Origin of the sequence: Streptomyces sp. NPDC050997, from assembly GCF_040660135.1 — a bacterium.
Taxonomy (GTDB): Bacteria; Actinomycetota; Actinomycetes; order Streptomycetales; family Streptomycetaceae; genus Streptomyces.
This window is the reverse complement of sequence record NZ_JBFAGK010000002.1, coordinates 174,439-201,437: the sequence shown is the minus strand read 5'-3', so window position 1 is coordinate 201,437 and position 26,999 is coordinate 174,439. Positions and strand designations below refer to the sequence as shown.

Sequence of the window (26,999 nt, the reverse complement as noted above, 5' to 3'; positions counted from 1 at the left end):
TCGATGAGCGAGCACCGTCGCAAACCGCCGCAGCCGCAGGGAGGCGGACGTGCCGCGGCCCGACGCGGCCAGTCCGGCTCGTCCCCCGGCCGCCGTGCGGCACCTCGAGGCGCCACCGGATCTCTGTCCGACTCCTATGGGACCAGTTCCCACGAGTATGGTCCGGGAGGCGAGGAGTCTTCGTACAGCGGCCGCGCCGAGAGTCGCAGGGCCGCACAGAGAAGCAGCAGCGGCGGCCGGCGCAAAGCTGCCGAGCCCGCCGGACGCGGCCGACGCGGCCCCGGCGGTCCCAGTGGACCCGGACGTGGCCGCGCGACCGCCTACGACAAGAAGCGGATCATTGACTACCCGCGCGCCGGCAAGTACGGCGCGGCGCGCTGGGTGCCGTCGTGGAAGCTGGTCACCGGGCTGTTCATCGGGTTCTTCGGCAGCATGGTGGCCGTCGCGGGCATCGCGTACGCCATGGTCACCGTTCCGACCCTCGCCGACACCGCCAGGGCCCAGAACAACGTCTACTACTGGTCCGACAAATCCGAAATGGTCGCCACGGGCGGTGAGACGAACCGGCAGGAGGTCAATCTCGCGCAGATCCCCAAGGCGATGCAGAACGCCGTGATCTCGCAGGAGAACAAGACCTTCTACTCCGACAGCGGCATCGACCCCAAGGGCATCGCCCGCGCTGTGTTCAACATGGCCAGGGGCGGTGAGACGCAGGGCGGCTCCACCATCACCCAGCAGTACGTGAAGAACGCGATGCTCGACGACCAGTCCCAGACCGTCTCGCGTAAGTTCAAGGAGATCTTCGTCTCGGTCAAGGTGGGCTCCACCGTGTCCAAGGACAAGATCATGGAGGGCTACCTGAACTCCGCGTACTACGGTCGCGGGGCTTACGGCATTCAGGCGGCCGCGCGAGCGTACTTCGACAAGGATGCCGCCAAGCTGAACGAGGGCGAGTGTGCCTTCCTGTCGGCGATGCTCAAGGGCGCCACGTACTACGACCCCGCGGGTGCCACGTCCTTCGACACGGCCGCCACCCAGGAGGCCAACAGTAGGCGGGCCCTGCGGCAGATGCAGGACACCCTCGACAAGATGGTCGAGTACGGACATCTGGACGCCGCGACGCGCGCCAAGTACACCAAGCTCCCCGACTGGAAGAACCCGCGCTCGAACAACGAGCTGAGTGGCCAGGTCGGCTATCTCGTCGACCTCGCCAACGCCTCATTGGTCAGGAACAGCGACAAGACGGGAATCACCGAGAGGAAGCTGCGCGAGGGCGGCCTGTCGATCTACACGACCTTCGACAAGAAGAAGGTCAACGAGCTCAAAGCCGCGGTCGAGAAGGTTCAGAAGAAGAACATCAAGCCCAAGGAGCGCCCCGAGACGGACAAGTACGTCCAGTTCGGCGGGGCTTCCGTGGACCCGGCGACCGGGGCCATCAAGGCCATCTACGGCGGTGAGGACGCGACGAAGCACTTCACCAACAACGCCGATGTCACCGGTGCCCAGGTCGGCTCGACGTTCAAGCCGTTCGTGCTCGCGGCGGCGATGAAGTGGGGTGTCCGGGACAAGGACCTCCCAGAGAACCAGGCCCAGGACGAGCGGACCAAGGTCAATCCGCAGAGCCTGTACAGCGGCCAGAACGATCTCAAGATCAAGGAATACGACGGATCGGTCTGGAAGAACGAGAAGGACGAGGAGTGGCTCCAGGAGAACGACGGCCAGAAGTCGTACGGCTCTCCCCCGGGCTACAAGATCGACCTCCGCGATGCCATGAGGGAGTCCGTGAACTCCGCCTTCGTACAGCTCGGCATGGACGTCGGGCTGGACAAGGTGAAGGAGTCGGCGATCGACGCGGGTCTCCTGGAGGGCAGCCTGACCGGCACCAGCTATCCGTCCTTCTCCATCGGCATCTCCGACCCGAGCGCGATCCGTATGGCGGGCGCGTACTCCACCTTCGCGGCCCGTGGAAAGCAGCGCGAGCCCTTCTCCGTCCTCAAGGTCTCGGGCAAGGACGGCACGATCTACACCCACGAGGACGAGACGAAGCAGGCGTTCGAGGAGGATGTCGCCGACAACGTGACGGACGTGCTCAAGACCGTGGTCGAGGACGGCACGGGTAGCAACGCCCAGCTGACCGGCCGTGAGGTGGCGGGCAAGACCGGTACCACCGACGGCAACAAGTCCGCGTGGTTCGTGGGCTACACCCCGCAGCTGGCCACGTCGATCAACATGTTCCGCTACGACGACAACGAGAAGAGCAAGAACCGCACGTTCCTGAAGATGTACGGAACGGGTAACCAGAAGAAGATCCACGGTGCCTCGTTCCCGTCCGAGATCTGGCACGACTACATGGAGCAGGCGCTGAAGGGCACGGAATCGGTGCCCTTCCCGACGCCGGCGCCCATCGGCAAGGTCATCAACGACGCCCCGAGCCCCACTCCGACCCCCACGGTCAGCGACACTCCGACGCCGACCCCGACGCCGACCCCGACGCCCAGTGAGTCGGAGGCCTCCCCGACGCCCTCGGAGAGCGAGTCCTGCCAGTTCGATTTCCAGTGCACCGGCGACACCGGCAGTACGGACACCGGTGGCACCGACGGGGGTGTGACCTCCTCACCCACGGCCACGGAGTCGGAAGGCAGCACCAGAGGCAACGGCAACGGCAACGGAGGCCTCTTCGCAGGCCCGACGGGTTGACCCCGGCTGATCCGGAAGTCCGGCCGCTGCCCGGGTAGTTGAAGGCAAGGGTGGCCACCACGCGCTGAACGCCGTGGTGGCCACCCTTGATTCATTTCCGGGGTCAAATACGTTGACGTCGTGCCGGCATGATCTTAGAATTTCGTTCGAATGTTTGTTCTAGGATTGAGCAAGGCCTTCTGAAAGGACTGCAATCTTGCGCGCACTGAAGCGCTCTCTCGTCGTGCTGCCCATCGCGGCCGCCCTGACGTTGGTGGGTACCGCTGCCCAGGCGTTCGACTGGGACTCGATCGGCTGGGATGCGGGTGCGAATTCGAACGGCTCTCGGACGTTCTTCGAAGATGACGGAGAGCACCTCTACATCCTCGACAACAACAAGGACGGACACTCGGCGGTCTCGGAGATCGAGTACGGCTCCCGTCACCTCACCTACTGGAACGCCAGTGGTGTCGACACCACGCGTGACGTGAACCTGGACATCACCGACGGCACGTACGTCCGCTACAACGCCTGCTACGGCGAGTACGAGGGCTACAAGATCATCGGTTGCGGCTACTGGGTGGGCGACACGGCCTGAGCCGGTTCCATGGTGGTGCGGGCCGTGTGGGCCCGCACCACTCTCGTACGCCTGCTCGGATGGCAGGAGGACGTGCCTCGGACGGCCGAGGAGAGGACGGGCCTGGACGGCCGAGGAGAGAAACGTGCCTTGGACGGCCGGAGGAAACGAAGGATGCGCCAGTTGAACCACACAGCCTCCCGCCGGGCGATGTCTGGCGCGGTGCTCGCCGCCTGCCTCGCCGCAACGGCCGGCTGCGCCGGCTCCGGGGTGGCCGAGTCCGCGGCGTCCACCGCCCCGGCAGCGAGTCCCAGAGCCCCGCTGCCCAGTCAGGTGGGCAAGCCTCTGCCCGTCGCGCTCGACGCGGCCGTACAGGCGCGTTACGGGTACGGCCTCAGCGAAGCGAACGGCGGGGGCCAGCTCGAGCGCGTTACCCCGCAGCAGTGGAAGGTGTGCTTCCAGAAGCCCGGCCCGCTCAGCGACTCGGTGATCTTCGGCGTGGTCCGTACCCAGGAGACGTGTCCGGGCCACTGGATCGACAAGCTGGCGTCACCGACAAGCTGATGTGACGGACCAGTCGACCGGGTGGACAAGCCGTCGAGACAGGCAGCCTGTCGTGGCCGGCACGCGCACACGCGCGCGCGTACCGTCGTGGAACAGGGCGAGCCGGACGTCCGTCGCCGACCCCGCACCGGTTCTCAGGTGCGTACGGCAGGATGTGCGACATGCCCAGCGCAGAATCGACGCAAGCGAGCGTGCACGAGCCCGAGCCCGAGCCGGTACGGCCGACGAAGGACGACGCGGTCGCCGCGGCCGGCAGTGAACTGATCGGTGGCCCCCTGGGGCGGCGCGCCCTGCTCGGAACGTCCTGGTGGACTCCCGTCCGGGTGATCGCTCTGGTGGCGATCGGCATGTTCGTCCTCGGCCTGGTCCAGAAAGCACCCTGCTACAACGGCGCCTGGTTCTTCGGCGCCAGTTCGCAGTACACGCACGCCTGCTACTCCGACATCCCGCACCTGTACCAGGGGCGTGGCTTCGCCGACGGGCTCGTCCCGTACTTCGACAAGCTGCCCGGTGACATGCAGTACCTCGAATACCCGGTGCTCACCGGTGTGTTCATGGAGGTCGCCTCGTGGCTCACACCCGGCAGCGGCAGCATCCAGGACCAGGAGCAGTGGTACTGGATGGTCAACGCCGGGATGCTGATGGCCTGCGCAGCCGTCATCTCCGTATGCGTGACCCGTACGCATGCCCGGCGCCCCTGGGACGGTCTGCTCGTCGCCCTGGCGCCTGCCTTCGCCCTGACCGCCACCATCAACTGGGACCTTCTGGCAGTCGCTCTGACGGCCGCGGCGATGCTGATGTGGTCCCGGGGCCGATCGGTCGCCTTCGGTGTCCTGCTGGGGCTCGCCACGGCCGCCAAGCTCTATCCCTTTCTCCTGCTCGGCCCCTTGCTCCTGCTGTGCTGGCGCGCGGGCAAGTGGCGGCAGTTCGGCACCGCCCTGGCGGGCGCGGTGGTCGCCTGGCTGGTGGTGAACCTGCCGGTGATGTTCTTCGCTTTCGACGGCTGGTCGAAGTTCTACACGTTCAGCCAGGAGCGGGGCGTCGACTTCGGTTCCTTCTGGCTGATCTGGGTCCAGAACTCGAACGACCCGCCCGCCACCGACACCGTCAACACCATGGCCACGCTGCTGATGCTGCTGTGCTGTGCCGGCGTCGCGGCCCTGACCCTGACCGCTCCGCGCCGCCCGCGCTTCGCCCAGCTCGCCTTTCTGATCGTCGCGGCCTTCATCCTCACCAACAAGGTGTACTCGCCGCAGTACGTCCTGTGGCTGGTGCCGTTGGCCGCACTGGCGCGGCCGAAGTGGCGGGACTTCCTGATCTGGCAGGCGTGCGAGGTGGCGTACTTCCTGGGGATCTGGTTGTACCTCGCGTACACCAGCAGCGGAGACGCCCACAAGGGCCTGCCGACCGACGGCTACCACTGGTCCATCGCCCTGCACCTGCTGGGCACGCTGTACCTGTGTGCGGTGGTTGTGCGCGACATCGTCGTGCCCGAGCGGGACGTGGTGCGCCTGGCCGGTGACGACGACCCCTCGGGCGGCGTGCTCGACGGCGCGGAGGACGTCTTCGTCCTCGGCCCCTCCGCGCATCCGCCGCGGCACGCGGCCCACTTCGACGGGCCTCAGGTGGAGTGGGGCATCCGGGAAACCGGGTCGACTACGCCGCCCTCCACAGACAGTTCGCTCTGAGCGAACACTGCGGAGGGGGCCCCGAATTGCCCATACGAAAGGCCGTACACGGAGCTCCGTGTACGGCCTTTCGGTTGTCCGAAAGTGTCAGCGGTCGACGATCCGGTCGAACTGCGTGGTGGTGTGCCGCAGATGGGCCACCAGTTCGTCGCCGACCGTCGGCTCCGCGGCGTCGGCGGGCACGAACAGGATCGACACCTGCATGTGCGGCGGCTCGGCGAACCAGCGCTGCTTGGCGCCCCAGACGAACGGAGAAAGGTTCCGGTTGACGGTGGCGAGGCCGGCGCGGGCGACGCCCTTGGCCCGCGGCATGACGCCGTGCAGCGCCTTGGGGGCCTCCAGTCCCACCCCGTGCGACGTTCCGCCCGCCACGACCACCAGGAAGCCGTCGGAGGCGGCCTTTTGCTGCCGGTAGCCGAAGCGATCGCCCTTGGCCACGCGCGTGACGTCCAGGACGGCACCGCGGTACTCCGTGGCATCGTGGTCGCCGAGCCACAGCCGCGTACCGATACGGGCGCGGAAGCGGGTCTGCGGGAACTGCTGTTGGAGCCGGGCGAGGTCCTCGGCCTTGAGGTGGCTGACGAACATCGTGTGCAGCGGCAGCCGGGCCGCGCGCAGCCGGTCCATCCAGCCGATGACCTCCTCGACGGCGTCCGAGCCGTCGGTGCGGTCCAGCGGCAGGTGGATGGCGAAGCCCTCCAGGCGGACGTTCTCTATGGCCGCGTGCAACTGGGGAAGGTCCTGCTCGCTGATGCCATGGCGCTTCATCGAGGACATCACCTCGATGACCACGCGCGCACCCACGAGGCCGTAGACCCCGTCGATCGAGGACACCGAGCGAATGACCCGGTCGGGCAGCGGCACGGGTTCCTCGCCGCGCCGGTACGGCGTCAACACCAGCAGGTCACCGCCGAACCAGTCCCTGATCCGGGCGGCCTCGTACGTCGTGCCCACGGCGAGGACGTCCGAGCCCAGGCGAGTGGCCTCCTCCGCCAGACGCTCGTGTCCGAAGCCGTAGCCGTTGCCCTTGCAGACGGGGACGAGCCCCGGGAACTGCTCCTGCACGTGCTTGTGGTGCGCCCGCCAGCGCGCGGTGTCGACGTAGAGCGTGAGCGCCATGGCCGGACCTGGAACCTTTCTCGGGGCTGCGGTGTATCAGAGGTATGGGTGCTATTGAAGCGAGGAACGCGACGTCAGCGGCGCGACATGTAGATGTCGAGCGCCTTGTGGAGCAGCTTGTTGAGCGGGAAGTCCCACTCGCCGAGGTACTCGGCGGCCTGGCCGCCCGTACCCACCTTGAACTGGATCAGGCCGAAGAGGTGGTCGGTCTCGTCCAGCGAGTCGGAGATGCCCCGCAGGTCGTAGGCGGTCGCGCCGAGCGCGTAGGCGTCGCGGAGCATCCGCCACTGCATCGCGTTCGAGGGCCGGACCTCACGGCCGATGTTGTCGGAGGCGCCGTAGGAGTACCAGACGTGCCCGCCGACGATCAGCATCGTCGCCGCCGACAGGTTCACGCCGTTGTGCTGGGCGAAGTACAGCCGCATGCGGTTGGGGTCCTCGGTGTTGAGGGCCGTCCACATGCGCTGGAAGTACGACAGCGGGCGCGGCCGGAAGTGGTCGCGCACGGCAGTGATTTCGTAGAGCCGCTGCCATTCCTCAAGGTCCTGGTAGCCGCCCTGGACGACCTCGACGCCCTCCTTCTCGGCCTTCTTGATGTTGCGGCGCCACAGCTGGTTGAAGTTCTTGTGGACCTCTTCCAGGGAGCGGTTCGCCAGGGGCACCTGGAAGACATAGCGAGGCTGTACGTCACCGAAGCCGGCGCCCCCGTCCTCGCCCTGCTGCCAGCCCATGCGCCGCAGTTTGTCGGCCACCTCGAAGGCGCGCGGTTCGATGAAGTCGGCCTCGATGTCCCGCAGTCGCTTCACATCAGGGCTCTGGATGCCCTGCTTGATGGAGGGGGCCTCCCAGCGCCGGATGATGACCGGCGGGCCCATCTTCACCGAGAAGGCGCCCTGCTGCTTGAGGTGCGCGAGCATCGGTTCCAGCCACTCGGTGAGATTTGGCGCGAACCAGTTGATGACCGGGCCCTCGGGCAGATAGGCGAGATAGCGCTTGATCTTGGGCAGCTGTCGATAGAGGACGAGCCCCGCGCCGACCATGTCGCCGGTGCGGTCGTCGAACCAACCGAGGCTCTCGGAGCGCCACTCCGCCTTGACCTCCGCCCAGGCCGGAACCTGCATGTGGCTCGCCGACGGCAGGCTCTGGATGTATGCCAGATGCTGCTCGCGACTGATCGTCCTCAGGGTCAGGCTCATTCGGGGCGCTCCTCGGGCTGGTGTGTCCCCATGGGTACAGGGGCTCCTGGCTCTCGCGGCGAAGCCTACTGCGCCTTGCGAGCGCCTCGACTGGGCATACGGCACCTTCGCCCCGGCCTGTGGGTGCCGAGGCGTTCCGCGGTGTCTTTATGAGGGGTTGGAGAGCGGTGTCCGTGGCGTCAGCCGACGACCCCGCCGAAGAGACCGCCGTGCGCCATGCCGAGGAAGAAGCCGACCCCTGATGCGCCGAGGCCGAGGATCAGCCCGAAGCGTTCCCGGGTCGTCTCCGAGATCCACTGCCCGTACGCGCCCGTGAGGATCCCCACCAGGCCGGTCCAGGAGCTGAGCAGGTGCAGGTCGTCGAACATCGCCGTGACGAACGAAGTGATGCCCAGTACCAGGGTCACCGCGAGCAGTGTGTCCTGGAGAGGGTGGGACTTGCCGTCCGTGGCGAACAGTCCTCCGACGGTGTTGGGTCGCAATGCTTGTGCCATGGGGCACCTCCTGCGAAAGGCGGCGCATCGTAGCGCCATACACACCCGATGGGTACAGATTGACGGTCCCGGCGGCCGGATTTCAACCGGAAGCCGGTGTGCGGGTAGGCTGTACCTTCTGCACCGGTGTCTGCCCACGTCACGGTCGAGGAATCCCCCGAGGAACCCCGACTGTCAGTGGTGGCCGATACCGTTGCGTACGCATCACAACCCTCCTGCCACGGAACGACCGTGGCCGCTGAGTCCAAAGGAGGTGGGTTCCACATGCGTCACTACGAACTGATGGTCATCCTCGACCCCGATCTGGAGGAGCGCGCTGTCGCCCCCCTGATCGAGAACTTCCTCTCCGTCGTCCGCGAGGGCAACGGAAAGGTCGAGAAGGTCGACACCTGGGGCCGTCGTCGTCTCTCGTACGAGATCAAGAAGAAGCCTGAGGGCATCTACTCGGTCATCGACCTGCAGGCCGAGCCTGCGGTCGTCAAGGAGCTCGACCGCCAGCTGAACCTGAACGAGTCGGTCCTCCGGACCAAGGTCCTCCGCCCCGAGACCCACTGAGCTCTCCCGCTCAGCTGATCTCGGGATTCGAGTAGCAGCCAGCAGCCAGCAGCAAACCCGCCGAGAGGTTCCCCCATGGCAGGCGAGACCGTCATCACGGTCGTCGGCAATCTTGTCGACGACCCCGAGCTGCGCTTCACCCCCTCCGGTGCGGCGGTCGCGAAGTTCCGTGTCGCGTCCACTCCTCGCACCTTCGACCGTCAGACCAACGAGTGGAAGGACGGCGAAAGCCTGTTCCTGACCTGCTCGGTCTGGCGTCAGGCTGCGGAGAACGTCGCCGAGTCGCTCCAGCGAGGCATGCGCGTCATCGTGCAGGGCCGGCTGAAGCAGCGGTCCTACGAGGACCGTGAGGGCGTCAAGCGCACGGTCTACGAACTGGACGTCGAGGAAGTCGGCGCCAGCCTGCGCAGTGCCACGGCCAAGGTCACCAAGACCACCGGTCGCGGTGGGCAGGGTCAGGGCGGTTACAGCGGCGGTGGCGGTGGCGCCCAGGGCGGCGGCAGCTGGGGCGGAGGCTCCGGCGGCGGCCAGCAGGGCGGCGGCGGAGCACCCGCCGACGACCCGTGGGCGACCAGCGCTCCCGCCGGTGGCAACCAGGGCGGTGGCGCCGGTGGCGGCGGCTGGGGTGGAAACTCCGGCGGCGGCAGCGGCGGCAGCGGCGGCGGCTACTCGGACGAGCCCCCCTTCTAGGCCCTCGGGCCGAGGTGGGCCGTACCCACACTTCTTGATCACACAGGAGATACACCATGGCGAAGCCGCCTGTGCGCAAGCCGAAGAAGAAGGTCTGCGCTTTCTGCAAGGACAAGGTCACGTACGTGGACTACAAGGACACGAACATGCTGCGGAAGTTCATTTCCGACCGCGGCAAGATCCGTGCCCGCCGCGTGACCGGCAACTGCACGCAGCACCAGCGTGACGTCGCCACGGCCGTGAAGAACAGCCGTGAGATGGCGCTGCTGCCCTACACCTCCACCGCGCGATAAGGGAAGGGTGACTGACACATGAAGATCATCCTCACCCACGAGGTCTCCGGCCTCGGTGCCGCGGGCGACGTCGTCGACGTCAAGGACGGCTACGCTCGCAACTACCTGATCCCGCGGAAGTTCGCTATCCGCTGGACCAAGGGTGGCGAGAAGGACGTCGAGCAGATCCGTCGTGCTCGCAAGATCCACGAGATCCAGACCATCGAGCAGGCCAACTCTGTGAAGGCCCAGCTCGAGGGCGTCAAGGTCCGTCTGGCAGTTCGCTCCGGCGACGCCGGTCGTCTCTTCGGTTCCGTCACTCCGGCCGACATCGCTTCCGCGATCAAGGCTTCCGGTGGCCCCGAGGTCGACAAGCGCCGCATTGAGCTGGGCACGCCGATCAAGACGCTGGGCGCCCACGAGACGTCCGTGCGTCTGCACCCCGAGGTTGCCGCCAAGGTCAACATCGAGGTCGTCGCGGCCTGATCGCCGGATTTCGGCTGAACAGCTGAGAAGGGGCCGCACCCAGCCAGGGTGCGGCCCCTTCCGCGCGCCCAAGGGCCCTGACCGACAGGGAGGCCATGTTTCACGTGAAACGCCGGTTTCACGTGAAACGGTCAGCGGGTGGCACCCGTGACCAGCCAGTGGCCCGAGCGGGAACGGAGCCAGAGGGTCAGAATCCGGACTGTCATCATCAAAGTCATCGCTCCCCAGATGGCGGTGAGACCGCCACCGACCGTAGGGACGAGCAGGGCCACGGGGGTGAAGACCACAAGGGTGAGCACCATCGCCCAGGCGAGGTACGGTCCATCGCCCGCTCCCATCAGGACTCCGTCCAGGACAAAGACGATCCCGCAGATCGGCTGGGAGAGCGCCACCATGAGAAGGGCCGGCAGGGCGGCGTCCGTGACGATCGGATCACTGGTGAACAGTGGCAGGAAGAGTGGCCTAGCGATGACCACCAGCAGACCGAGTATGACACCGGCCGCGATGCCCCATTCCACCATGCGACGGCAGACGGCTCGGGCTCCTTGGGGATCGTCGGCGCCCAGATAGCGTCCGATGATGGCCTGCCCTGCGATTGCGATCGCGTCGAGGGCGAAGGCCATCAGACTCCATAGGGACAGGATGATCTGGTGTGCCGCGATGTCGGCGTCGCCGAGGCGGGCCGCGACAGCTGTGGCGATCATCAGGATCGCTCGCAGGGAGAGCGTGCGGACCAGTAGTGGGACGCCGGCTTGAGCGGAGGCGCGGATCCCGGCGGCGTCGGGGCGTAGGGAGGCTCCGTGCTGACGGGCACCGCGGACGACGACCACCAGATAGGCGGCGGCCATGCCGCACTGCGCGATGACGGTGCCCCACGCGGAACCCGCGATGCCGAGGTTGGCGCCATAGACGAGCCCCACGTTGAGGGCGGCGTTGGCGAGGAAGCCCGCGATGGCTACGTACAGAGGTGTCCGCGTGTCCTGCAGCCCGCGCAGGACACCGGTCGCGGCAAGAACAACCAGCATGGCCGGTATGCCGAAGGACGAGATCCGCAAGTAGGTGATCGCGTACGGGGCTGCGGTGTCGGAGGCGCCGAAGAGTTCCACGATCGCCGGTGCTGCGGGCAGGACGACCGCGATGACGGCGGCGCCGAGCAGTAACGCGAGCCAGATTCCGTCCATGCCCTGGCGGATGGCGGCTGAGAGATCGCCGGCGCCAACACGTCGGGCGACGGCGGCCGTGGTGGCGTAGGCGAGGAAGACGAAGATGCTGACGGCGGTCGTGAGGAGAGCTGAGGCGACGCCGAGTCCGGCGAGTTGTGCCGTGCCCAGATGGCCGACGATCGCGCTGTCGGCAAGGACAAAGAGGGGCTCGGCGACGAGTGCGCCGAAGGCCGGAAAGGCGAGAACGACGATCTCTCGATCGTGCTGTCGCCGGGCGGTCCTGGCGGGCGCGGGAGCCTGTGTCATGAGCACCAATCTAATCATCCACAGGTAAGAGATACAACGCTTCACTGACCCTTACTTCAGTGTCAGGAGCGCCCACTCTTCGTGATGACTTCAAGTGATCTTGGTCCGACTGAGGAAGTTTTTCTTCTGCACAGCCGGTGGATGGGAAACTTGCAGGTCAGGGAGGTCTTCGCAGGATGGGTCGAAGCTTGTTCACAGGCCTGTCCACTGTGTCGTGCACAGGTTTTGTGGAGTTCTCCACAGCATCTGGGCCGTCGTCCACATGGCCTGTGGATAACCAGATTGGCTGACGGTGCCCGCGGGCCTACGGTAGTCCGACGCCCACTCCGTCCGTCGGCCCGAAAATCATCACAAACCCGACGCGTCAGAACCGGAGTTGGGCCTCTTACTTGTCAGTGCCGTGCCGTAGAAATGAGAGGCACGGTAGAGGTCCGCTTCGCGGACGGGAGGAGGTGGCTCGGGTGAGTATTTCCGAGCCTTTGGACGATCCTTGGGCCGACAGCGGTCCCAGTGATCGTCTGCCCACTTCCCGCAGACGAGGGGACGGAGGAGCCAGGGGTCGTGACGAGCAACACGACCGCGGCGGGGAGAACGGAGCCTGGGACGGTGGCGGTTCGGCCTTCGAACGCGTACCGCCGCAGGACCTCGATGCCGAGCAGTCCGTCCTCGGCGGCATGCTCCTGTCGAAGGACGCCATCGCTGACGTCGTGGAGGTCCTCAAAGGCCACGACTTCTACAAACCCGCGCACGAGACCGTCTACCAGGCGATCCTCGACATCTACGCCAAGGGTGAGCCGGCGGACCCCATCACGATCGCCGCCGAGCTCACCAAGCGTGGCGAGATCAACAAGGTCGGCGGCGCATCGTATCTGCACACCCTGGTTCAGACCGTGCCGACGGCGGCCAACGCCGAGTACTACGCGGAGATCGTCCATGAGCGGGCGGTGCTGCGCCGCCTGGTCGAGGCCGGCACCCGCATCACGCAGATGGGATACGCGGCCGAGGACGACGTCGACGAGATCGTCAACCGCGCCCAGGCCGAGATCTACGCGGTCACCGAGCAGCGCACCAGCGAGGACTATCTGCCGCTCGGCGACATCATGGAAGGTGCCCTCGACGAGATCGAGGCGATCGGTTCACGCAGTGGCGAGATGACCGGCGTGCCCACCGGCTTCACCGACCTCGACTCGCTCACCAACGGCCTGCACCCGGGCCAGATGATCGTCATCGCGGCCCGTCCCGCCATGGGCAAGTCCACGCTCGCGCTCGACTTCGCGCGTGCCGCGTCGATCAAGAACAACCTGGCCAGCGTCATCTTCTCCCTCGAAATGGGCCGCAATGAGATCGCCATGCGTCTGCTGTCGGCCGAGGCGAGAGTCGCCCTGCACCACATGCGTTCCGGCACCATGACGGACGATGACTGGACGCGCCTGGCACGCCGGATGCCCGAGGTGTCGTCCGCTCCGCTCTACATCGACGACTCCCCGAACCTCTCGATGATGGAGATCCGTGCGAAGTGCCGTCGGCTGAAGCAGCGCAACGACATCAAGCTTGTGATCATCGACTATCTCCAGCTGATGCAGGCCGGTGGGTCGAAGCGTTCCGAGAGCCGTCAGCAGGAGGTCTCGGACATGTCCCGTAACCTCAAGCTCCTGGCCAAGGAGCTCGAGGTCCCGGTGATCGCGCTCTCGCAGCTCAACCGTGGTCCCGAGCAGCGCACGGACAAGAAGCCGATGGTGTCCGACCTGCGTGAGTCCGGCTCCATCGAGCAGGACGCCGACATGGTGATCCTGCTGCACCGTGAGGACGCCTACGAGAAGGAGTCACCGCGCGCGGGCGAGGCGGACATCATCGTGGGCAAGCACCGTAACGGTCCGACGGCCACGATCACGGTCGCCTTCCAGGGCCACTACTCGCGGTTCGTGGACATGGCGCAGACTTGATCCCCGGGCCTGTAGGGTCTCGCGGCTGATGTCGTAATCTCACGGGCCGTGTCGTACCGATGTCGCATACGACATCACGGTGAGACCAGCGCGGGGGTGCTGCTGCTCAGCGCCTCGTCTCGTACCTGGTCAGGAACACGCCGCCGGGAAACGTCCGCGTCTCCACCGGGTTCAGGTTCACCCAGTTGTCCAGCGCGGTGAAGAACGGCGTGCCGCCGCCCACCAGGACCGGCGCGGTGGCCAGCACGTACTCGTCAATCAGCCCGGCCCGCATGGCCGCCCCGGCGAGCGTCGCGCCGCCGATGTCCATCGGGCCGCCGTCCTCGGCCTTGAGCCGGGTGATCTCGGCGACCGCGTCGCCGGTGACCAGGCGGGTGTTCCAGTCGACCTTGTCGATCGTCGAGGAGAACACCACCTTCGACATGTCCCGCCAGCGGCGCGCGAACTCGATCTCCGCCGGGGTGGCGTTGGGCTGCTGGTCACCGGTCGGCCAGTAGGAGCTCATCGTCTGCCACAGCTTGCGCCCGTACAGCGTCAGTTCGGTCGCCTGCAACTGGTCGGACCAAAACTGGAACAGCTCGTCGCTGGGCACGCTCCAGCCGATGTCGTCGCCGGGCGCGGCGATGTAGCCGTCCAGGGTCAGGTTCATGCCGTAGATCAGTTTCCGCATGGCGCCAGCCTTCCGTGAGTCGGTCTCACGCGTACAGACCGGCGCGGCGCGGGAAACTCATCGGTGCGCGATCTGAGCTCACATGTCGTCCTCGTACGCCCACGTCACGCAAGATCGACATGTCACGAGCGGCGAGACCCTACAGGGCCGGCCCGGCCCCAGCCTTCGGCCAAATGGAGTCGACGCCCACGGGGTCAGCGGGGTGGACTGGCGGCATGACGACACCTCAGGAAGAGCTGCTGCCCGGCACGCGCCGTGCGTTGCTGCACCGGATCGCCGTGGCCCAGGCCGAAGGGCGAGCTCCCTCACTGGTCGCCGCGGTGGTACGGGACGGGCGAGCCGTGTGGCACGGCTCGCGGACATCGGTGGACGGACACGGTCCCGACGAGAACGTGCAGTACCGGATCGGTTCGATCACCAAGACCTTCACGGCCGTTCTCGTACTGCGGCTGCGCGACGAGGGCGTGCTCGACCTCGGTGACCCGTTGGAGAAGCATCTGCCCGGCACCGGGGCGGGGGAGGCCACCGTCGCCGACCTTCTTGCCCACACGGGCGGGTTGGCGGCCGAGTCACCCGCGCCGTGGTGGGAACGCACCCCGGGCTCTCTGCGGCCCGAGCTCGCCGACGTACTGGGCGAGCAGCCCTTCCGGCATCCGACCGGACGCCGCTTCCACTACTCCAATCCGGGCTACACGTTGTTGGGAGCGCTCATCGAAAGGCTGCGTGGGGCTCCGTGGGAGGAAGTACTGCAGCGCGAAGTGCTCGAACCTCTGGGCCTCCGTCGCACGAGCGCGCAGCCGCAGGCGCCCCATGCCGGCGGCTGGGCCGTGCATCCCTGGGCGGATGCGATGCTCCCGGAGCCGGCCGAGGACCTCGGCCGGATGGCACCGGCCGGTCAGCTCTGGTCCACGACCGGTGATTTGGCACGCTTCGCTGCCTTCCTCACCAAGGGGGACGACAGGGTGCTCGGCGCACGGAGCGTGCAGGAGATGCGTACTCCCGCAGCGCCGGCGGAGGCCGCGGATGTCGCGGACGGTGCCACCTACGGGCTCGGCCTGCAGATCCAGCACCGGGACGGCCGGCTGCTCGTGGGGCACTCGGGTTCGCTGCCGGGTTTTCTGGCCGGGCTCACCATCAGCGTGGCGGACGACGTCGCGGCGGTGGTCCTGGCCAACTGCACCTCCGGGCCGCTGCTGGCGACCGTGGGCGCCGATCTCGTGCGGATCGTCGCCGAGGCAGAGCCGCGGATTCCCGATCCGTGGAAACCACTGGCCGAAGTCGACGCCTCAGCAATGGAGTTGGTCGGGCAGTGGTACTGGGGAACCCATGCGTTCGGTCTACGACTGACGGCCGACGGACTCGTCTCGCTGGAGCCGCTGTCGGGCAACGGCCGCCGTTCGCGGCTCCGGGCCAACGGCGACGGCACCTGGACCGGCCTGGAGGGCTACTACGCCGGAGAGCTCCTGAGGGCCGTACGGCGGCCTGACGGATCCCTGAGCCACCTCGACCTCGGGTCGTTCGTGTTCACGTGTCAGCCGTACGAGGAGGGGCCCTCTGTGCCGGGCGGGGTGGACCCCGAGGGGTGGCGGGGTATCGGTTAGACGTCCTCGCGCATGGCGTCCTGTTTCACGTGAAACAGGACGCCATGTCATGTCGGGGCGCTGGTGTCACAGCTGAAGCTTGAAACCCAGGTGTGAGGCCGTGAAGCCGAGCCGTTCGTAGAAACGGTGGGCATCCGTGCGGGTGTTGTCCGAGGTCAGTTGGACCAGCTGACAGTCCTGGCGGCGGGATTCGTCGATGGCCCACTCGATGAGCTGTGTGCCCAGGCCGCTGCCACGCTCATCGGCGTGGATGCGTACGCCCTCGATGATCGACCTGGTGGAGCCGCGCCGGGACAGTCCGGGGATGACCGTGAGCTGAAGCGTGCCGACGACGCGGCCCTCGCGTACGGCGACGACGAGGTGCTGGTGAGGGTCGGACGACAGACGTTCCAGTGCCGTCAAATACGGGGTCAGGTCGTCCGGTGACTCCCGTTGGGCGCCCAGAGGGTCGTCAGTCAGCATCGCGACGATCGCGGGGATGTCGACACTCGTGGCGGCTCGTATCTCAAGATCTCCCATAAGCGCACCCTAGGTGCGGGGGCAACGCGCTCTCCGCCTGGCTCGGAGGGCTCGTCATCTCGGCCGGCCTCGGCCACACCGCCCCCAACTGGGTCGGCGCCGCCGTAGCCGCGGGCGCCCTGCTGCTCGCACTTCTCTCGGTCGCTCTGGAGTGCCGTGACAGCGGGCCCAGCACGGTGGTCACACAGGGTCGGCCGGCGCGACAGCCGGCCGCGGTCCGTCACTGATCCGCGCAGGCCACAACGCGCCGGTTCCCGGAGCCTCCGGGAACCGGCGTCGTTCTGGCGGCGCGTCTCAGCCCGCGGCTACCGTCAGCGGGGCGAACCGCCGGCTCCAGTCACCGGGCAGTTCCGCGATGCCGTAGGTCATGACCGCGTTAAAGGCAACGGATACCAGGCCCCGCTTCTTCGCCCACGCCAGCAGCTCTTCGTGCCGTACGTCGATGTCGGTGCGTAGCGGACGGTCGGAGTGTGCGGCGAGGGAAGCGAGCAATGCCTTCGCAGTCCGGGTGTCGCGGGCGATCAGTGGGCCGACGACCTGGGTGTCCATGTTGGGCCACACGCCCGCGTATCCGATGATCCGGTCGCTCTCCTCCGCAACGCGCAACTGATCGGCGAAGGCGGGCAGTCGGGTGATGATGTGGGTGCGATCGGCGCCGAACACCTCCTCGTCGAGTCGGAGGATGCCGGTGAGGTCCTCGGCGGTGGCCGGACGTGTGGCGATCCCAGGATTCGTCCCGTCCGGCGTGAAGTGTCCGAGCAGCATTTCGGTCTGGCCGATGACCTTGAACCCGAGTTCTTCGTAGAGCGGGCGGCCGTTCGGTGTCGCGTGCAGGGTCAGCGGTGTGGTGCCCATGGCCGAGACGATGTGCCGCATGAGTCGGCGCCCGACGCCCTGGCGGGCATGCCGTTTGGCGACCAGGACCATTCCGATGGCCCCGAGGTCGGGGCGGTCCTGTAGTCCGTACTCGGTGACGACACACGCGGCGACGAGCCCGCCTTCGGGGTCGTCGATGCCGTAGCCCTTCCCGGCGGCGAGGAGGAAGCCCCACTTGTGTTCCTCGCGTGGCCACCCCCGGTCCTCGGACAGGTCGGCGCAGGCGGTGTGATCGCGAAGCGTCAGACGGCGGATGGGCAGAACAGTGGGGGAAGGAGTCGGCACGCAGGTCAGGCTGTCTGACGTGTGCCCTCGACGTCTACCTGTTTCCGTGGGGACGTAGGAGCTTTTGGCCATGTCATAGCCAACTCCACAGTGTCCGAACTGAGGCTGGGTGTTTCACGTGAAACACCGACGAACGGATCCTGTCCGGTGACGGTCGATCAAGAAGCGGAAAAGGCACCGCACTAGCCTCAGGGCATGGCCAGACTGCATCTCTTCGACCTCGACGGCACGTTGTTGCACGGAACCACGGCGCCTGTGGAGATTTCCCGACAACTCGGTCTGGAAGCCGAGGCAGTGGCGCTCGACCAAGCCATCGGGGCGGGGCTGATAGGGCCGCCCGAGTACGCGGCAGAGGTGTACGCGCTCTGGGCCGATCTCACTGAGGCGCATGTGGCAGCGGCCTTTGACGGCGCACCGTGGCTGGCTCGGATCCGTGAGGTCTGGACGGAGATCAGAGAGGCGGGCGACTACTGTGCCGTCGTCTCGCTTTCCCCGTCCTTCTTCGTGGAGCGGCTCATCGGCTGGGGTGCGCACGCGGCGCACGGTTCTCTTTTTCCCGCAGTGCCCTTCACGGAGCCTGTGGACCCTGCCGGAGTCCTCAGTGCAGCGGCCAAGGTACGGATCGCCGACCGGCTGTGCGAGGAGTTCGCTGTCACGCGGGCCGACTGCGTCGCGTACGGCGACTCGTTCTCCGACAGGGACTTGTTCGGCGTAGTGCCGATCTCCGTCGCGGTCAATGCGGACCGTCATCTGTCCAGTCTCTCGACCCACTCTTATATGGGGAGAGATCTGTGGGAAGCATATGAATTGGTGCGGCACGCCCGGTAATTGATCTATTTACTGTTTTGCCCCTGCTCAATTCGTGGTGGAGGAGGCGGGACTTGTGTGCAGACCGTCGGCCGGTATGGTCGACTCCGGTTCGGGTCGGGGCGAGGTGTACATCCTGTGCACCCTGTGCGGATCCGGAGTAAGACATTGCAGCTTAACGGGATGGAGAGATCGAAGACCCGCATTTCCTGTTATGCGGCCGAGGCTCCCCTACCAGTGGGACGCTGCGGTGAGAGGCCTGCGGCCAATGTCACACTCTCGCCTTACTTGTCCGTACGGAGTCGGAACACGGGTTGAATGAGGCTGTATTGGCTGCGGTAGCGAACGGGGAAAGCAAGCCGTCTACGGGGGGAAGCAGGCACTTTCCGACCAGGGAAGTGCGCAGACCGACCGAAAGATGTTCGAGGCGAGGCACACCATGGACGCTCCGACCACCACGTCGGCCGACAACGGCACGTCCGGCGGCGGGGGCGGCTGGTTCACGCCGCACAAGCAGCCTGCGGCGCCTTCTGGCGACGAACGGGAGGCAGCCGAGGGCAGCCGCCTGGCGGCGATGCGCCCAGTGGGCAGGACCACGACAGGCACTGGCACGACCCCACCACCGGAGGGCTCCACCCCGCCCGCCACGACTGACGACGCGCAGCAGCCCGCCTCACCGGCCCCCGAGGCCGTACCGCCCGCCTCGGCGGCGGACGACCTACCGCGGCCCATGACAGCCGGAGACGGCGGACCGGCCCCGATACGGGACGCCGGGCTACAGCCCGCGCCCCAGGCCTCCTCGACACCGCCCCCCGCCTTCGCCCCCGCCACTGCCACCGCTCCGAGCACGGCGCCGCCCGCAAGGGGCGCGCTCGCTGTGGCCCCGCCCGTCGAGGCCCAGCCCACCGAAGCCCCGCCCGTCGAGGCCCCGCCCGCCGGTCAGCGCGTCCCGACCCAGCGGCCGGCCCCGACCCGGGACGCCTCTCCGGACGCCGTCCTCATCCGCGGGACCATGGCCGAGATCGGCCCCGTCGCCGACAAGGTCACGTCGTACTTCTACGCGCTCCTCTTCGTGCGCCACCCCGACCTCCGGCCGCTGTTCCCGGCGGCGATGGACACCCAGCGGGACCGCCTGCTGAAGGCCCTGCTCACCGCGGCCGAGCACATCGACAACACCAAGGTCCTCGTCGACTACCTGCAGAACCTCGGCCGCGGCCACCGCAAGTACGGCACCCGTGCCGAGCACTATCCGGCGGTCGGTGAATGCCTGATCGGCGCCCTGAGCAAGTACGCCTCCGGGTGGGACGCGGAGACTGAAGCCGCGTGGGTCCGCACGTACACGACGATCTCGCAGGTCATGATCGACGCGGCGGCCACGGACGAACTGCGCGCTCCGCCCTGGTGGCACGCGGAGGTCGTTTCGCACGACCTCAGGAGGCCGGACGTCGCGGTCGTCACCGTCCGCCCCGACCAGCCCTACCCCTTCCTCGCCGGGCAGTACGCGAGCCTGGAGACGCCGTGGTGGCCACGGATCTGGCGGCACTACTCCTTCGCCTCAGCACCCCGCTCCGACGGCCTGCTGTCGTTCCATGTGAAGGCCGTCCCGGCGGGCTGGGTCTCCAACGCCCTGGTGCACCGCGCCCGCCCCGGTGACGTCATTCGGCTCGGCCCGCCGACAGGTTCGATGACCGTGGACTACACCTCCGACAGCGGACTGCTCTGCCTGGGCGGCGGCACCGGCATAGCGCCCATCAAGGCTCTGGTGGAGGACCTCGCCGAACACGGGGAGCGGCGACCGGTCGAGGTGTTCTACGGCGCTCGTACCAACCACGACCTCTACGACATCGACACGATGCTCAGGCTCCAGCAGTCCCACCACTGGCTCTCGGTCTGGGCGGTCGTCGATGAGCAAGCGCATCTCCAGCTCCCCGACGCCATACGCCAGTACGGCCCGTGGGACGAGTACGACGCCTATCTGTCGGGCCCGCCCGGCATGATCCGCAGCGGGGTGAACGCGCTCAAGGACATCGGCATCCCGTTCGAGCGCATACGCCACGACTCGTTGGAGGAGCTCGTCGCCGCTCTGTGAGTTACGGCCGCTGTCAGCCAGGCCCGAACCATCGGGTGAGGCCTGACGGCTGTCATCCCAGGTCCGGTGCGTGCATGGCGCGTACGCCCTCGATGTTGCCGTCCAGGTAGTGCCGCAGGGACAGCGGCACGAGATGGACGGAGGCGATGCCGACCCGGGTAAAGGGCACCCGTACGATCTCGTACTCGCCGATGGGCTCGTCCACCTCGGGGCCATGGCGCAGAGCCGGATCCATCGATTCCAGGTGGCAGACGAAGAAGTGCTGCACCTTCACGCCGGTGGCGCCGCCATCCTCGCCGATGTGTTCCACGGTGTCGACGAAGCACGGCACCACGTCGGTGATCTTGGCGCCGAGTTCTTCGTGCACCTCGCGGTGGAGGGCGTCGATGACGGTCGGGTCCTCCGGCTCGACCCCGCCGCCGGGAGTGAGCCAGTAGGGATCAGTGCCAGGCTTGGTGCGTTTGATCAGGATCAGGTCGTCACCGTCCAGCAGGACGGCGCGTGCGGTGCGCTTGACCACGGGTCGGACGGTCATGGGAGGAATGTGGCCCCGTTGGTTCCACGTGAAACATCGCGATACGTCACCGGGTGAATCCGTCCTGTGACCAGCGGGAATCGGGGCTCAGCACCAGCCGTCGGACGCCCGTAGAAGCCACTCGTGCGCCCGTGCGATATGCGGCATGGCGAGTGTGCCGGTCCGGACCGACAGGAAGTACGTGCGCAGGGGCGGCACCGCGGGATCGTGCAGGGCGACGACGTCACCGCGCCACAGAGCGGCCGCGCACAGATAGCGCGGCAGCACGGCGAGCCCGGCGCCCGCGGCCGCACACGCCAGGGCCGCCCGCAGGTCGGGGACGATGACGGTGCCCGGGGCAGCGGGGCGGGAGTCGAAGACGGAGGCCCAGTAGCGGGAGACGAAAGGCAAGGACTCGTGCACCTCGACCACGGGGACGCTCTCCAGCGCATGCGCCCCCTTGGCCGCCAGAACGTTCTCCAGCGCTCGTGCTCCCCTGCGGCGGGGTTTCCCGGAGCCGAGCAGTTCGACCCACCGCGGAGCGGCGACCAGGACGTGCTCCTCGTCGCAGAGCGGAGTCGCCGTGAGCAGGCCGCCGCGCGGACGGGCCGTACTGATGGCCAGATCATGATGTCCGGCGGCCAGCCCCTCCAAGGCTTCCTCGGCGTTTCCGAAGGAGGTGCGCAGCGCGAAGCCCTGGCCGTCCTCGCCGGTCAGCGCGGTGAGCGCCGGTAACGCCCGTTCCGCGGTGAACTCGGGAGGCCCGACGAGATGCAGGGTGCGCAGGGAGGACTCGTCGTCGAGACCGGTCTCCGCGATCTCCACCAGGGCGTCGAGGTGCGGAGCCGCCTTGTGGGCGAGCTCGTCGCCGATGGTCGTCGGGGTGACTCCGCGGGCCTGCCGCAGGAACAGGGGGCGTCCCAGCTGCCGCTCCAGCGTACGGATCTGCGAGGTGACAGCCGGCTGGGAGAGTCCGAGCAGAGCGGCGGCGCGGGTGAAGGAACCGGCCCGGTGCACCGTCACAAAGGTGCGCAGTAAGGCCAGATCCATGGCGACGCCCTCCCCTTGCCCTTCTCCCGCCCCGAGGCAGGGCCCAACTATAAATATGTCGATAGGCCTCTGTCGCTACTGTGATTGGACACTGACACAGAGTCAACTAGCCTTGGTCACGCGGTTCTTCGCGCGCGGAACCGAGGGCGGTCCGAGCCACGAGGGGGGAGGCTCGGACCGTCCGCTGTATGTGGCGGAGGTCGCACGGCGCGGGCGCGACGTGGTCAGGGTGCCGACGCGTCCAACGCTCGCAGCACATCCGCCACCAGGTCCTCCGGGTCCTCGGCACCGACCGAGAAACGGATGAAGCCCTCCGACACGGCGTCGCCGCCCCACCGCCCGCGCCGCTCGGCCGTGGACCGCACCCCGCCGAAGCTGGTCGCGTCGTCCACCAGCCGTAGCGCGTCGAGGAAACGTTCGGCACGCGCGCGCGTGGCCAGCGTGAAGGTGAGCACGCAGCCGTAGCGGCGCATCTGTTGCGAGGCGACCTTGTGCGAGGGGTCGTCGGGCAGCCCGGGATAGCGCAGCCCGGTCACCTCGGGCCGCTCGCGCAGCGCCTCGGCGAGCACCAGGGCGTTCGCGTTCTGCCGGTCGACCCGCAGGTGCAGCGTGGCGATCGAACGGTGCGCGAGCCAGGCCTCCATGGGTCCCGCGATCGCCCCGACGATCTTCCTCCAGCGGCGTACGGCGGCCATGGCCTCGGCGTCGCGACCGGTCACGTATCCCAGGAGGACGTCGCCGTGGCCGGTCAGCTGCTTGGTGCCGCTGGCCACGGAGAAGTCGGCGCCCAGCTCCAGCGGGCGCTGCCCGAGCGGTGTCGCGAGCGTGTTGTCGACCGCCACCAAGGTGCCGCGCGCGTGTGCCGCCTTGACGAGCCGTCGGATGTCGCACACGTCGAGCCCGGGGTTCGACGGGCTCTCGATCCACAGCAGTTTCGCGCCGTCGAGGATGTCGAGCTGTGCGTCGTTGCCGGTCGGCGCGGTCCGCACCTCGATGCCGTACGCCTCCAGCTGGGCACGGACCAGGGGCAGCACCTGATAGCCGTCGTCGGGCAGGGCGACCGTGTCCCCGGCGCGCAGTTGTGAGAAGAGCACGGACGAGATGGCGGCCATCCCGGAGGCGAAGACCAGCGTCTCGACGCCGTCCTGCCCGGGCGCCTCCAGTTCGCCGATCGCGCGCTCCAGCAGGGTCCAGGTGGGGTTGTCGTCGCGGCCGTAGCCGTACGGACCCGTCACCTCGCCCGGCAGATGGAAGTGCGCGGCGAAGACCGGGCCGGGCAGGGTCGGCTCGTTCTTGGCCGGCTCGGGCAGCCCTGCCCGCACCGCGCGCGTGCCGTCCCCGGCGCCCGCAGAACCCGCCGCGCCGATCTCGTCACCCTTGCCGGAGTCGCTCATGCCGCCCCATTCTCCACGTCGTTCCGTACCGCGGTGAGCAGAGCCTCGCTCGCCGCCTCCACCATCTCAAGGCACTCCTCGAAGCCGTTCATGCCCCCGTAGTACGGGTCCGGCACGTCGAGGTCGGCGCCCGCGGCGGGATCGTAGGCACGCAGCAGCCGTACCTTGTCCGCGTCCTGCGCGGTGGGCGCGAGGCGGCGCAGTGCCCTGAGGTGGCCGGTGTCGAGGGCGATGACGAGGTCGAGGCGGGAGAACCAGGAGGGCTGGAACTGCCGGGCGGTGTGCGTGGCGTCGTAGCCGTTGTCCACCAGGACGGTGACGGTGCGCGGGTCGGAGCCGTCGCCCTCGTGCCAGCCGCCCGTGCCGGCGCTGTCGATCTCCACGAGGCCGTCGAGCCCGGCCTCCCGCACGCGGGCGCGGAAGACCGACTCGGCCATCGGTGAGCGGCAGATGTTGCCCGTGCAGACGAAGCAGACGCGGTAGGTCATGGCGTGCTCAGTCCTCGTCGGGCAGGACGACGTGAAGCGCCCAGGACACTATCGAGATGATCAGGCCGCCCAGGACGGCCGTCCAGAAGCCCTCCACGTGGAAACTCAGGTCGAGCTTGTCGGCCAGCCACGAGGTGAGCAGCAGCATCAGGGCGTTGACCACGAGGGTGATCAGGCCGAGGGTCAGGATGAACAGGGGGAAGGTAAGTACCTTCACGATGGGCTTGACCAGGAAGTTCACCAGGCCGAAGACCAGGGCGACGACTATCAGGGCCCAGATCTTCTTGCCGGTGCTGTCACCGGTCAGGGTGATCTTGTCCAGCAGCCATACGGCAACCGCCAGGGCGCCCGCGTTGGCGATCGTCTTGACTACGAAATTCATCATGTGTCTGATCGTGGCAGACGAGATCAGTTACGAGTACGGGCAGGGGCGGACTAAGTCGATGAAGGCATTCCGGTTGGATGAACTGGAGGCGGAACGCGCCGCCAACGACGGCGCTTACCTCCAGTTCCTGCGGGAACGGAACATGTCGGTCGGCCTGTACGCGCTCGACGCGGGCGAGCGCGATCCCCAGCAACCACACAACCAGGACGAGGTGTACTTCGTCGTCAGCGGCCGCGCGGCGATCACCGTCGGCATGGAGACCACCGAGGTGGCGCGCGGCAGCGTGGTGTACGTACCGGCCGGTGTCGGGCACAAGTTCCACCACATCAGCGAGGACCTCAGGGTGCTGGTGGTGTTCTCTCCGCCCGAGAGGTGACCCGCGACCTCGGGGTTCCCTAGGGGATCAGTCAGGGGCGGACAAGGGATGCGAGGCCCCCGCCGGCCCGCTCCTCGCCCTAGCATCGAGTGCAGGACATTGGCAGATCCGGCACCAAGAGCGCCGGGTGTGGACAGGTATCGGAGAGGTAAGGGCGATGCGAGAGATCTTCGCGGGACTACCGTGGTGGGTTAAGTGGGTCGCGGTGCCGGTCATCGCCCTGGTCGTGTTCGGCGGGCTGATCGCCAGTGTCGTCGGCTTCGTCATCGGACTGCTGTTCAAGGTGCTGGTCTTCGTGGCACTGGTCGGCGGACTGATCTACGTCGTACGGAAGTTCACATCCAGCTCCTCGTCGCGCAGCGATTGGTGAGCGCCCGGTGCGACCGGGCCGTCTCGGGCGACGAATGAGAGGTACACGCGGGGCAACCGGCGATCGGTAACAGGAATCGCCGGTTCCCTCGCGCGAGGGAAGTTTCCCGGGCAGGCCGTCTGCGAGCGACGACGGGCCATTAGAGTCCGGATTCGTCGCGGGGACGAACCCCCGTGAGTGGCGTACCAGCCCTCCCGTGTTCCCCAGCACGGGCCGCCCCCTCGCGCTTCGGGAGTGCCCCTTGGCCACGGTTGACACCGCCCACACGGAAACCCCCGCACCCCGCGCTGACGCCCGGGTCGCCGTCCCGACTCCGGGGTCCCGGATCCGGCCACCCGAGCAACCCGCAGCGCCGACAGGACGGCCGCGCTCGACGTCGACGTCCACCGAGCGGCCCGCGCTGCCGGCACAGCCACGCTCGACGACGCCCCCTCCCGCGCAGCGGCGGACGCCCCCCAGGCAACGGCACCCGACGGAATCCTCCGCGGCGCCGCAGTCCGCGACCCTGATCGGGTCGGTGCAGCGCGCCATGCGTCTGCTGGAGGCCGTGGCCGAGCACGAACACGGGGCTCCCGCCAAGCAACTGGCCCGCGAGACGGGTCTGGCGCTCCCCACGGCCTACCACCTGCTGCGCACCCTTGTGCACGAGGGCTATCTGTCCCGGGACAAGGGATTGTTCTTCCTCGGCGAGGCGGCCGAGCGACTGGGCAGCAGCGGAGCGCGGCAGAAACGTCGCAGCACCGTCGTCGACACGCTCGCCGACTGGCGTGACGCCATCGGCGTCCCCGTGTACTACGCCATGTACCGCGAGGGCGAGATCGAGGTCGTGTGCGTCTCCGACGCCCCGGGCAATCCGGCGGTCGAGGAGTGGGCCGACTTCCGCGAGACCGGGCACGCGCACGCCATCGGTCAGTGCCTGCTGGCCCAACTGGACGAGGACGCCCGCCGCGACCACCTCGACCGGCACCCTGTGCAGTCCATCACCCCGTACACGGTGCGAGACGGCCACACGCTCCTCAGGCGGCTCGAACGTACGCGGCGCATGGACGCGGTGACGGAGCGCCAGGAGTACGCGCTGGGCACCGTGTGCGCGGCGATTCCGATCACCGTGGGAACGACAGCCGCGACCATGGCCATTTCCCTCCCCGCGCACCAGGCCGATCGTCTGCCTGCGGCGACACGGCAGTTGCAGAACGCCGTGGGGCGGCATCTGGGGTCGCTCGCCCTCTCTATCAGTATCTGAAAACTCACTCCTTGTGATCTGTCGTGCACGTTCAGCAAGATGCCAACAGTGTCAGAGGGGTCATTCCCGGCCAGACGACGTCACACGACGGGGTAGGCGATGCGAGAGTCCGTACAGGCAGAGGTCATGATGAGCTTTCTCGTGTCCGAGGAGCTCTCCTTCCGCATCCCGGTGGAGCTGGGCTACGAGACCTGCGATCCCTATGCCGTCCGGCTGACCTTTCATTTGCCCGGCGATGCCCCGGTGACCTGGGCCTTCGGTCGTGAGCTGCTGATCGACGGAGTGGGACGCCCATGCGGGGAGGGCGATGTACGGGTCGCGCCCGCCGACGCCGACACACTGGGTGACGTACTGATCCGGCTGCAGGTCGGCGGCGACCAGGCGCTGTTCCGCTCGTCCACGGCACCGCTGGTCGCGTTCCTCGACCGCACCGACAAGCTGGTGCCGCTGGGCCAGGAGGGCGCGCTGGCCGACTTCGACGCCCATCTCGACGAGGCGCTGGACCGCATCCTGGCGGAGGAGCAGAGCGCCGGCTGAAGGGTTACGGCGCCGGAACCGGCAGAAGCGTTACGGCGCCGGAACCGGCACAAGATTCCGCACAGT

At 67.7% G+C, this 26,999-nt stretch carries 28 protein-coding genes and 1 pseudogene; 17 read left to right on the top strand and 12 right to left on the bottom strand.

Annotated elements, in window-relative coordinates; all coding sequences use genetic code 11:
• The first annotated feature begins 3 nt into the window (after positions 1-3).
• The 4 genes from AB0H86_RS04005 (at position 4) to AB0H86_RS03990 (ending at position 5,505) form a co-directional block, all read left to right on the top strand.
• Positions 4-2,697, top strand: coding sequence for a transglycosylase domain-containing protein (locus AB0H86_RS04005; RefSeq protein ID WP_362432653.1), 2,694 nt, complete (start codon positions 4-6; stop codon positions 2,695-2,697).
• A gap of 196 nt (positions 2,698-2,893) precedes the next feature.
• Positions 2,894-3,274 carry a hypothetical protein gene (locus AB0H86_RS04000; protein ID WP_362432651.1) on the top strand — a complete coding sequence of 127 codons (381 nt, stop codon included), beginning with the start codon at positions 2,894-2,896 and terminating at the stop codon, positions 3,272-3,274.
• Positions 3,275-3,436: 162 nt separating this feature from the next.
• Positions 3,437-3,817, top strand: coding sequence for a hypothetical protein (locus AB0H86_RS03995; protein ID WP_362432648.1), 381 nt, complete (start codon positions 3,437-3,439; stop codon positions 3,815-3,817).
• A gap of 152 nt (positions 3,818-3,969) precedes the next feature.
• Positions 3,970-5,505: a glycosyltransferase 87 family protein gene (locus tag AB0H86_RS03990; RefSeq protein ID WP_362432645.1), complete on the top strand. Its 1,536-nt coding sequence runs from the start codon at positions 3,970-3,972 to the stop codon at positions 5,503-5,505.
• An 87-nt stretch (positions 5,506-5,592) separates the two neighbouring features.
• Here AB0H86_RS03990 and AB0H86_RS03985 read toward each other — a convergent pair whose 3' ends face one another.
• The 3 genes from AB0H86_RS03985 to AB0H86_RS03975 all read right to left on the bottom strand — a co-directional run bounded on the left by AB0H86_RS03985 (position 5,593) and on the right by AB0H86_RS03975 (position 8,314).
• Entirely contained in the window at positions 5,593-6,624 is a 1,032-nt protein-coding gene (locus AB0H86_RS03985) for an alanine racemase (RefSeq protein WP_362432642.1), read from the bottom strand.
• 74 nt (positions 6,625-6,698) lie between these two features.
• Positions 6,699-7,820, bottom strand: a complete 1,122-nt coding sequence (locus tag AB0H86_RS03980; RefSeq protein ID WP_362432640.1) for a peptidoglycan bridge formation glycyltransferase FemA/FemB family protein — start codon at positions 7,818-7,820, stop codon at positions 6,699-6,701.
• Between the two features lie 179 nt (positions 7,821-7,999).
• On the bottom strand, positions 8,000-8,314 hold the full coding sequence (locus tag AB0H86_RS03975) for a hypothetical protein (RefSeq protein ID WP_362432638.1): 315 nt from the start codon (positions 8,312-8,314) through the stop codon (positions 8,000-8,002).
• 264 nt (positions 8,315-8,578) lie between these two features.
• Between AB0H86_RS03975 and rpsF the strand changes: the two genes are divergently transcribed.
• The 4 genes from rpsF (at position 8,579) to rplI (ending at position 10,317) form a co-directional block, all read left to right on the top strand.
• A complete protein-coding gene (gene rpsF, locus AB0H86_RS03970) occupies positions 8,579-8,869 on the top strand; it encodes a 30S ribosomal protein S6 (protein WP_266400014.1) in 291 nt (96 codons plus the stop codon).
• Positions 8,870-8,944: 75 nt separating this feature from the next.
• A complete protein-coding gene (locus AB0H86_RS03965; RefSeq protein WP_362432634.1) occupies positions 8,945-9,559 on the top strand; it encodes a single-stranded DNA-binding protein in 615 nt (204 codons plus the stop codon).
• A 56-nt stretch (positions 9,560-9,615) separates the two neighbouring features.
• Entirely contained in the window at positions 9,616-9,852 is a 237-nt protein-coding gene (rpsR, locus tag AB0H86_RS03960) for a 30S ribosomal protein S18 (protein WP_003949403.1), read from the top strand.
• Between the two features lie 18 nt (positions 9,853-9,870).
• Entirely contained in the window at positions 9,871-10,317 is a 447-nt protein-coding gene (gene rplI, locus AB0H86_RS03955; protein ID WP_286063466.1) for a 50S ribosomal protein L9, read from the top strand.
• Between the two features lie 131 nt (positions 10,318-10,448).
• Here rplI and AB0H86_RS03950 read toward each other — a convergent pair whose 3' ends face one another.
• On the bottom strand, positions 10,449-11,795 hold the full coding sequence (locus AB0H86_RS03950) for an MATE family efflux transporter (RefSeq protein WP_362432631.1): 1,347 nt from the start codon (positions 11,793-11,795) through the stop codon (positions 10,449-10,451).
• Positions 11,796-12,247: 452 nt separating this feature from the next.
• Here AB0H86_RS03950 and dnaB point away from each other — a divergent pair, with 452 nt between their 5' ends.
• Entirely contained in the window at positions 12,248-13,729 is a 1,482-nt protein-coding gene (dnaB, locus tag AB0H86_RS03945; RefSeq protein ID WP_362432628.1) for a replicative DNA helicase, read from the top strand.
• A 106-nt stretch (positions 13,730-13,835) separates the two neighbouring features.
• On the opposite strand, the gene AB0H86_RS03940 is transcribed toward dnaB, so the two are convergent.
• The gene (locus AB0H86_RS03940) at positions 13,836-14,399 is read right to left on the bottom strand and encodes a dihydrofolate reductase family protein (protein ID WP_362432625.1); all 564 of its coding nucleotides are present in this window, start codon (positions 14,397-14,399) and stop codon (positions 13,836-13,838) included.
• A gap of 215 nt (positions 14,400-14,614) precedes the next feature.
• Here AB0H86_RS03940 and AB0H86_RS03935 point away from each other — a divergent pair, with 215 nt between their 5' ends.
• Positions 14,615-16,000 (top strand): serine hydrolase domain-containing protein, encoded by a 1,386-nt coding sequence (locus AB0H86_RS03935; protein WP_362432623.1) that lies wholly within the window; start codon positions 14,615-14,617, stop codon positions 15,998-16,000.
• A gap of 66 nt (positions 16,001-16,066) precedes the next feature.
• Here AB0H86_RS03935 and AB0H86_RS03930 read toward each other — a convergent pair whose 3' ends face one another.
• Positions 16,067-16,519: a GNAT family N-acetyltransferase gene (locus AB0H86_RS03930; RefSeq protein ID WP_362432620.1), complete on the bottom strand. Its 453-nt coding sequence runs from the start codon at positions 16,517-16,519 to the stop codon at positions 16,067-16,069.
• A 20-nt stretch (positions 16,520-16,539) separates the two neighbouring features.
• Between AB0H86_RS03930 and AB0H86_RS03925 the strand changes: the two are divergent.
• Positions 16,540-16,746, top strand: a pseudogene (locus AB0H86_RS03925) (MFS transporter); the annotation flags it as partial.
• A gap of 67 nt (positions 16,747-16,813) precedes the next feature.
• On the opposite strand, the gene AB0H86_RS03920 reads toward AB0H86_RS03925, so the two are convergent.
• Entirely contained in the window at positions 16,814-17,680 is an 867-nt protein-coding gene (locus AB0H86_RS03920; RefSeq protein ID WP_362432617.1) for a GNAT family N-acetyltransferase, read from the bottom strand.
• Positions 17,681-17,875: 195 nt separating this feature from the next.
• On the opposite strand from AB0H86_RS03920, the gene AB0H86_RS03915 reads away from it, so the two are divergent.
• Together AB0H86_RS03915 and AB0H86_RS03910 are read left to right on the top strand one after the other, a co-directional pair.
• On the top strand, positions 17,876-18,508 hold the full coding sequence (locus AB0H86_RS03915) for a haloacid dehalogenase-like hydrolase (RefSeq protein ID WP_362432615.1): 633 nt from the start codon (positions 17,876-17,878) through the stop codon (positions 18,506-18,508).
• Positions 18,509-18,926: 418 nt separating this feature from the next.
• Entirely contained in the window at positions 18,927-20,576 is a 1,650-nt protein-coding gene (locus tag AB0H86_RS03910) for a globin domain-containing protein (protein ID WP_362432613.1), read from the top strand.
• 52 nt (positions 20,577-20,628) lie between these two features.
• Here the strand turns inward: AB0H86_RS03910 and AB0H86_RS03905 are convergent, their stop codons facing one another.
• The 5 genes from AB0H86_RS03905 to AB0H86_RS03885 form a co-directional block, all read right to left on the bottom strand.
• The gene (locus AB0H86_RS03905; protein WP_362432610.1) at positions 20,629-21,111 is read right to left on the bottom strand and encodes an NUDIX hydrolase; all 483 of its coding nucleotides are present in this window, start codon (positions 21,109-21,111) and stop codon (positions 20,629-20,631) included.
• An 87-nt stretch (positions 21,112-21,198) separates the two neighbouring features.
• Entirely contained in the window at positions 21,199-22,140 is a 942-nt protein-coding gene (locus tag AB0H86_RS03900) for a LysR family transcriptional regulator (protein WP_362432608.1), read from the bottom strand.
• A gap of 224 nt (positions 22,141-22,364) precedes the next feature.
• Complete coding sequence (locus AB0H86_RS03895; protein WP_362432606.1) at positions 22,365-23,534, bottom strand: cystathionine gamma-lyase; 1,170 nt, start codon at positions 23,532-23,534, stop codon at positions 22,365-22,367.
• Positions 23,531-24,022, bottom strand: coding sequence for a low molecular weight protein-tyrosine-phosphatase (locus tag AB0H86_RS03890; protein WP_362432604.1), 492 nt, complete (start codon positions 24,020-24,022; stop codon positions 23,531-23,533). Before AB0H86_RS03890 ends, AB0H86_RS03895 begins: the two co-directional genes overlap by 4 nt.
• Before the next feature lie 7 nt (positions 24,023-24,029).
• Positions 24,030-24,407: a phage holin family protein gene (locus AB0H86_RS03885; RefSeq protein ID WP_362432601.1), complete on the bottom strand. Its 378-nt coding sequence runs from the start codon at positions 24,405-24,407 to the stop codon at positions 24,030-24,032.
• A 58-nt stretch (positions 24,408-24,465) separates the two neighbouring features.
• Between AB0H86_RS03885 and AB0H86_RS03880 the strand changes: the two genes are divergently transcribed.
• The 4 genes from AB0H86_RS03880 (at position 24,466) to AB0H86_RS03865 (ending at position 26,933) form a co-directional block, all read left to right on the top strand.
• A complete protein-coding gene (locus AB0H86_RS03880) occupies positions 24,466-24,783 on the top strand; it encodes a cupin domain-containing protein (protein ID WP_362433652.1) in 318 nt (105 codons plus the stop codon).
• A gap of 157 nt (positions 24,784-24,940) precedes the next feature.
• The gene (locus AB0H86_RS03875; RefSeq protein ID WP_003991465.1) at positions 24,941-25,153 is read left to right on the top strand and encodes a DUF5326 family protein; all 213 of its coding nucleotides are present in this window, start codon (positions 24,941-24,943) and stop codon (positions 25,151-25,153) included.
• A gap of 505 nt (positions 25,154-25,658) precedes the next feature.
• Entirely contained in the window at positions 25,659-26,396 is a 738-nt protein-coding gene (locus AB0H86_RS03870; RefSeq protein ID WP_362433650.1) for an IclR family transcriptional regulator C-terminal domain-containing protein, read from the top strand.
• A gap of 99 nt (positions 26,397-26,495) precedes the next feature.
• A complete protein-coding gene (locus AB0H86_RS03865) occupies positions 26,496-26,933 on the top strand; it encodes an SsgA family sporulation/cell division regulator (protein ID WP_362432599.1) in 438 nt (145 codons plus the stop codon).
• Positions 26,934-26,999 lie beyond the last annotated feature (66 nt).

Coding starts and splice junctions, on each gene's coding strand:
- AB0H86_RS04005 (WP_362432653.1), top strand. CDS start 4: ATGAGCGAGCACCGTCGCAAACCGCCGCAGCCGCAGGGAGGCGGACGT.
- AB0H86_RS03990 (WP_362432645.1), top strand. CDS start 3,970: ATGTGCGACATGCCCAGCGCAGAATCGACGCAAGCGAGCGTGCACGAG.
- AB0H86_RS03985 (WP_362432642.1), bottom strand. CDS start 6,624: ATGGCGCTCACGCTCTACGTCGACACCGCGCGCTGGCGGGCGCACCAC.
- AB0H86_RS03980 (WP_362432640.1), bottom strand. CDS start 7,820: ATGAGCCTGACCCTGAGGACGATCAGTCGCGAGCAGCATCTGGCATAC.
- AB0H86_RS03975 (WP_362432638.1), bottom strand. CDS start 8,314: ATGGCACAAGCATTGCGACCCAACACCGTCGGAGGACTGTTCGCCACG.
- rpsF (WP_266400014.1), top strand. CDS start 8,579: ATGCGTCACTACGAACTGATGGTCATCCTCGACCCCGATCTGGAGGAG.
- AB0H86_RS03965 (WP_362432634.1), top strand. CDS start 8,945: ATGGCAGGCGAGACCGTCATCACGGTCGTCGGCAATCTTGTCGACGAC.
- rpsR (WP_003949403.1), top strand. CDS start 9,616: ATGGCGAAGCCGCCTGTGCGCAAGCCGAAGAAGAAGGTCTGCGCTTTC.
- rplI (WP_286063466.1), top strand. CDS start 9,871: ATGAAGATCATCCTCACCCACGAGGTCTCCGGCCTCGGTGCCGCGGGC.
- AB0H86_RS03940 (WP_362432625.1), bottom strand. CDS start 14,399: ATGCGGAAACTGATCTACGGCATGAACCTGACCCTGGACGGCTACATC.
- AB0H86_RS03935 (WP_362432623.1), top strand. CDS start 14,615: ATGACGACACCTCAGGAAGAGCTGCTGCCCGGCACGCGCCGTGCGTTG.
- AB0H86_RS03930 (WP_362432620.1), bottom strand. CDS start 16,519: ATGGGAGATCTTGAGATACGAGCCGCCACGAGTGTCGACATCCCCGCG.
- AB0H86_RS03915 (WP_362432615.1), top strand. CDS start 17,876: ATGGCCAGACTGCATCTCTTCGACCTCGACGGCACGTTGTTGCACGGA.
- AB0H86_RS03910 (WP_362432613.1), top strand. CDS start 18,927: ATGGACGCTCCGACCACCACGTCGGCCGACAACGGCACGTCCGGCGGC.
- AB0H86_RS03905 (WP_362432610.1), bottom strand. CDS start 21,111: ATGACCGTCCGACCCGTGGTCAAGCGCACCGCACGCGCCGTCCTGCTG.
- AB0H86_RS03900 (WP_362432608.1), bottom strand. CDS start 22,140: ATGGATCTGGCCTTACTGCGCACCTTTGTGACGGTGCACCGGGCCGGT.
- AB0H86_RS03895 (WP_362432606.1), bottom strand. CDS start 23,534: ATGAGCGACTCCGGCAAGGGTGACGAGATCGGCGCGGCGGGTTCTGCG.
- AB0H86_RS03890 (WP_362432604.1), bottom strand. CDS start 24,022: ATGACCTACCGCGTCTGCTTCGTCTGCACGGGCAACATCTGCCGCTCA.
- AB0H86_RS03885 (WP_362432601.1), bottom strand. CDS start 24,407: ATGATGAATTTCGTAGTCAAGACGATCGCCAACGCGGGCGCCCTGGCG.
- AB0H86_RS03880 (WP_362433652.1), top strand. CDS start 24,466: ATGAAGGCATTCCGGTTGGATGAACTGGAGGCGGAACGCGCCGCCAAC.
- AB0H86_RS03875 (WP_003991465.1), top strand. CDS start 24,941: ATGCGAGAGATCTTCGCGGGACTACCGTGGTGGGTTAAGTGGGTCGCG.
- AB0H86_RS03865 (WP_362432599.1), top strand. CDS start 26,496: ATGCGAGAGTCCGTACAGGCAGAGGTCATGATGAGCTTTCTCGTGTCC.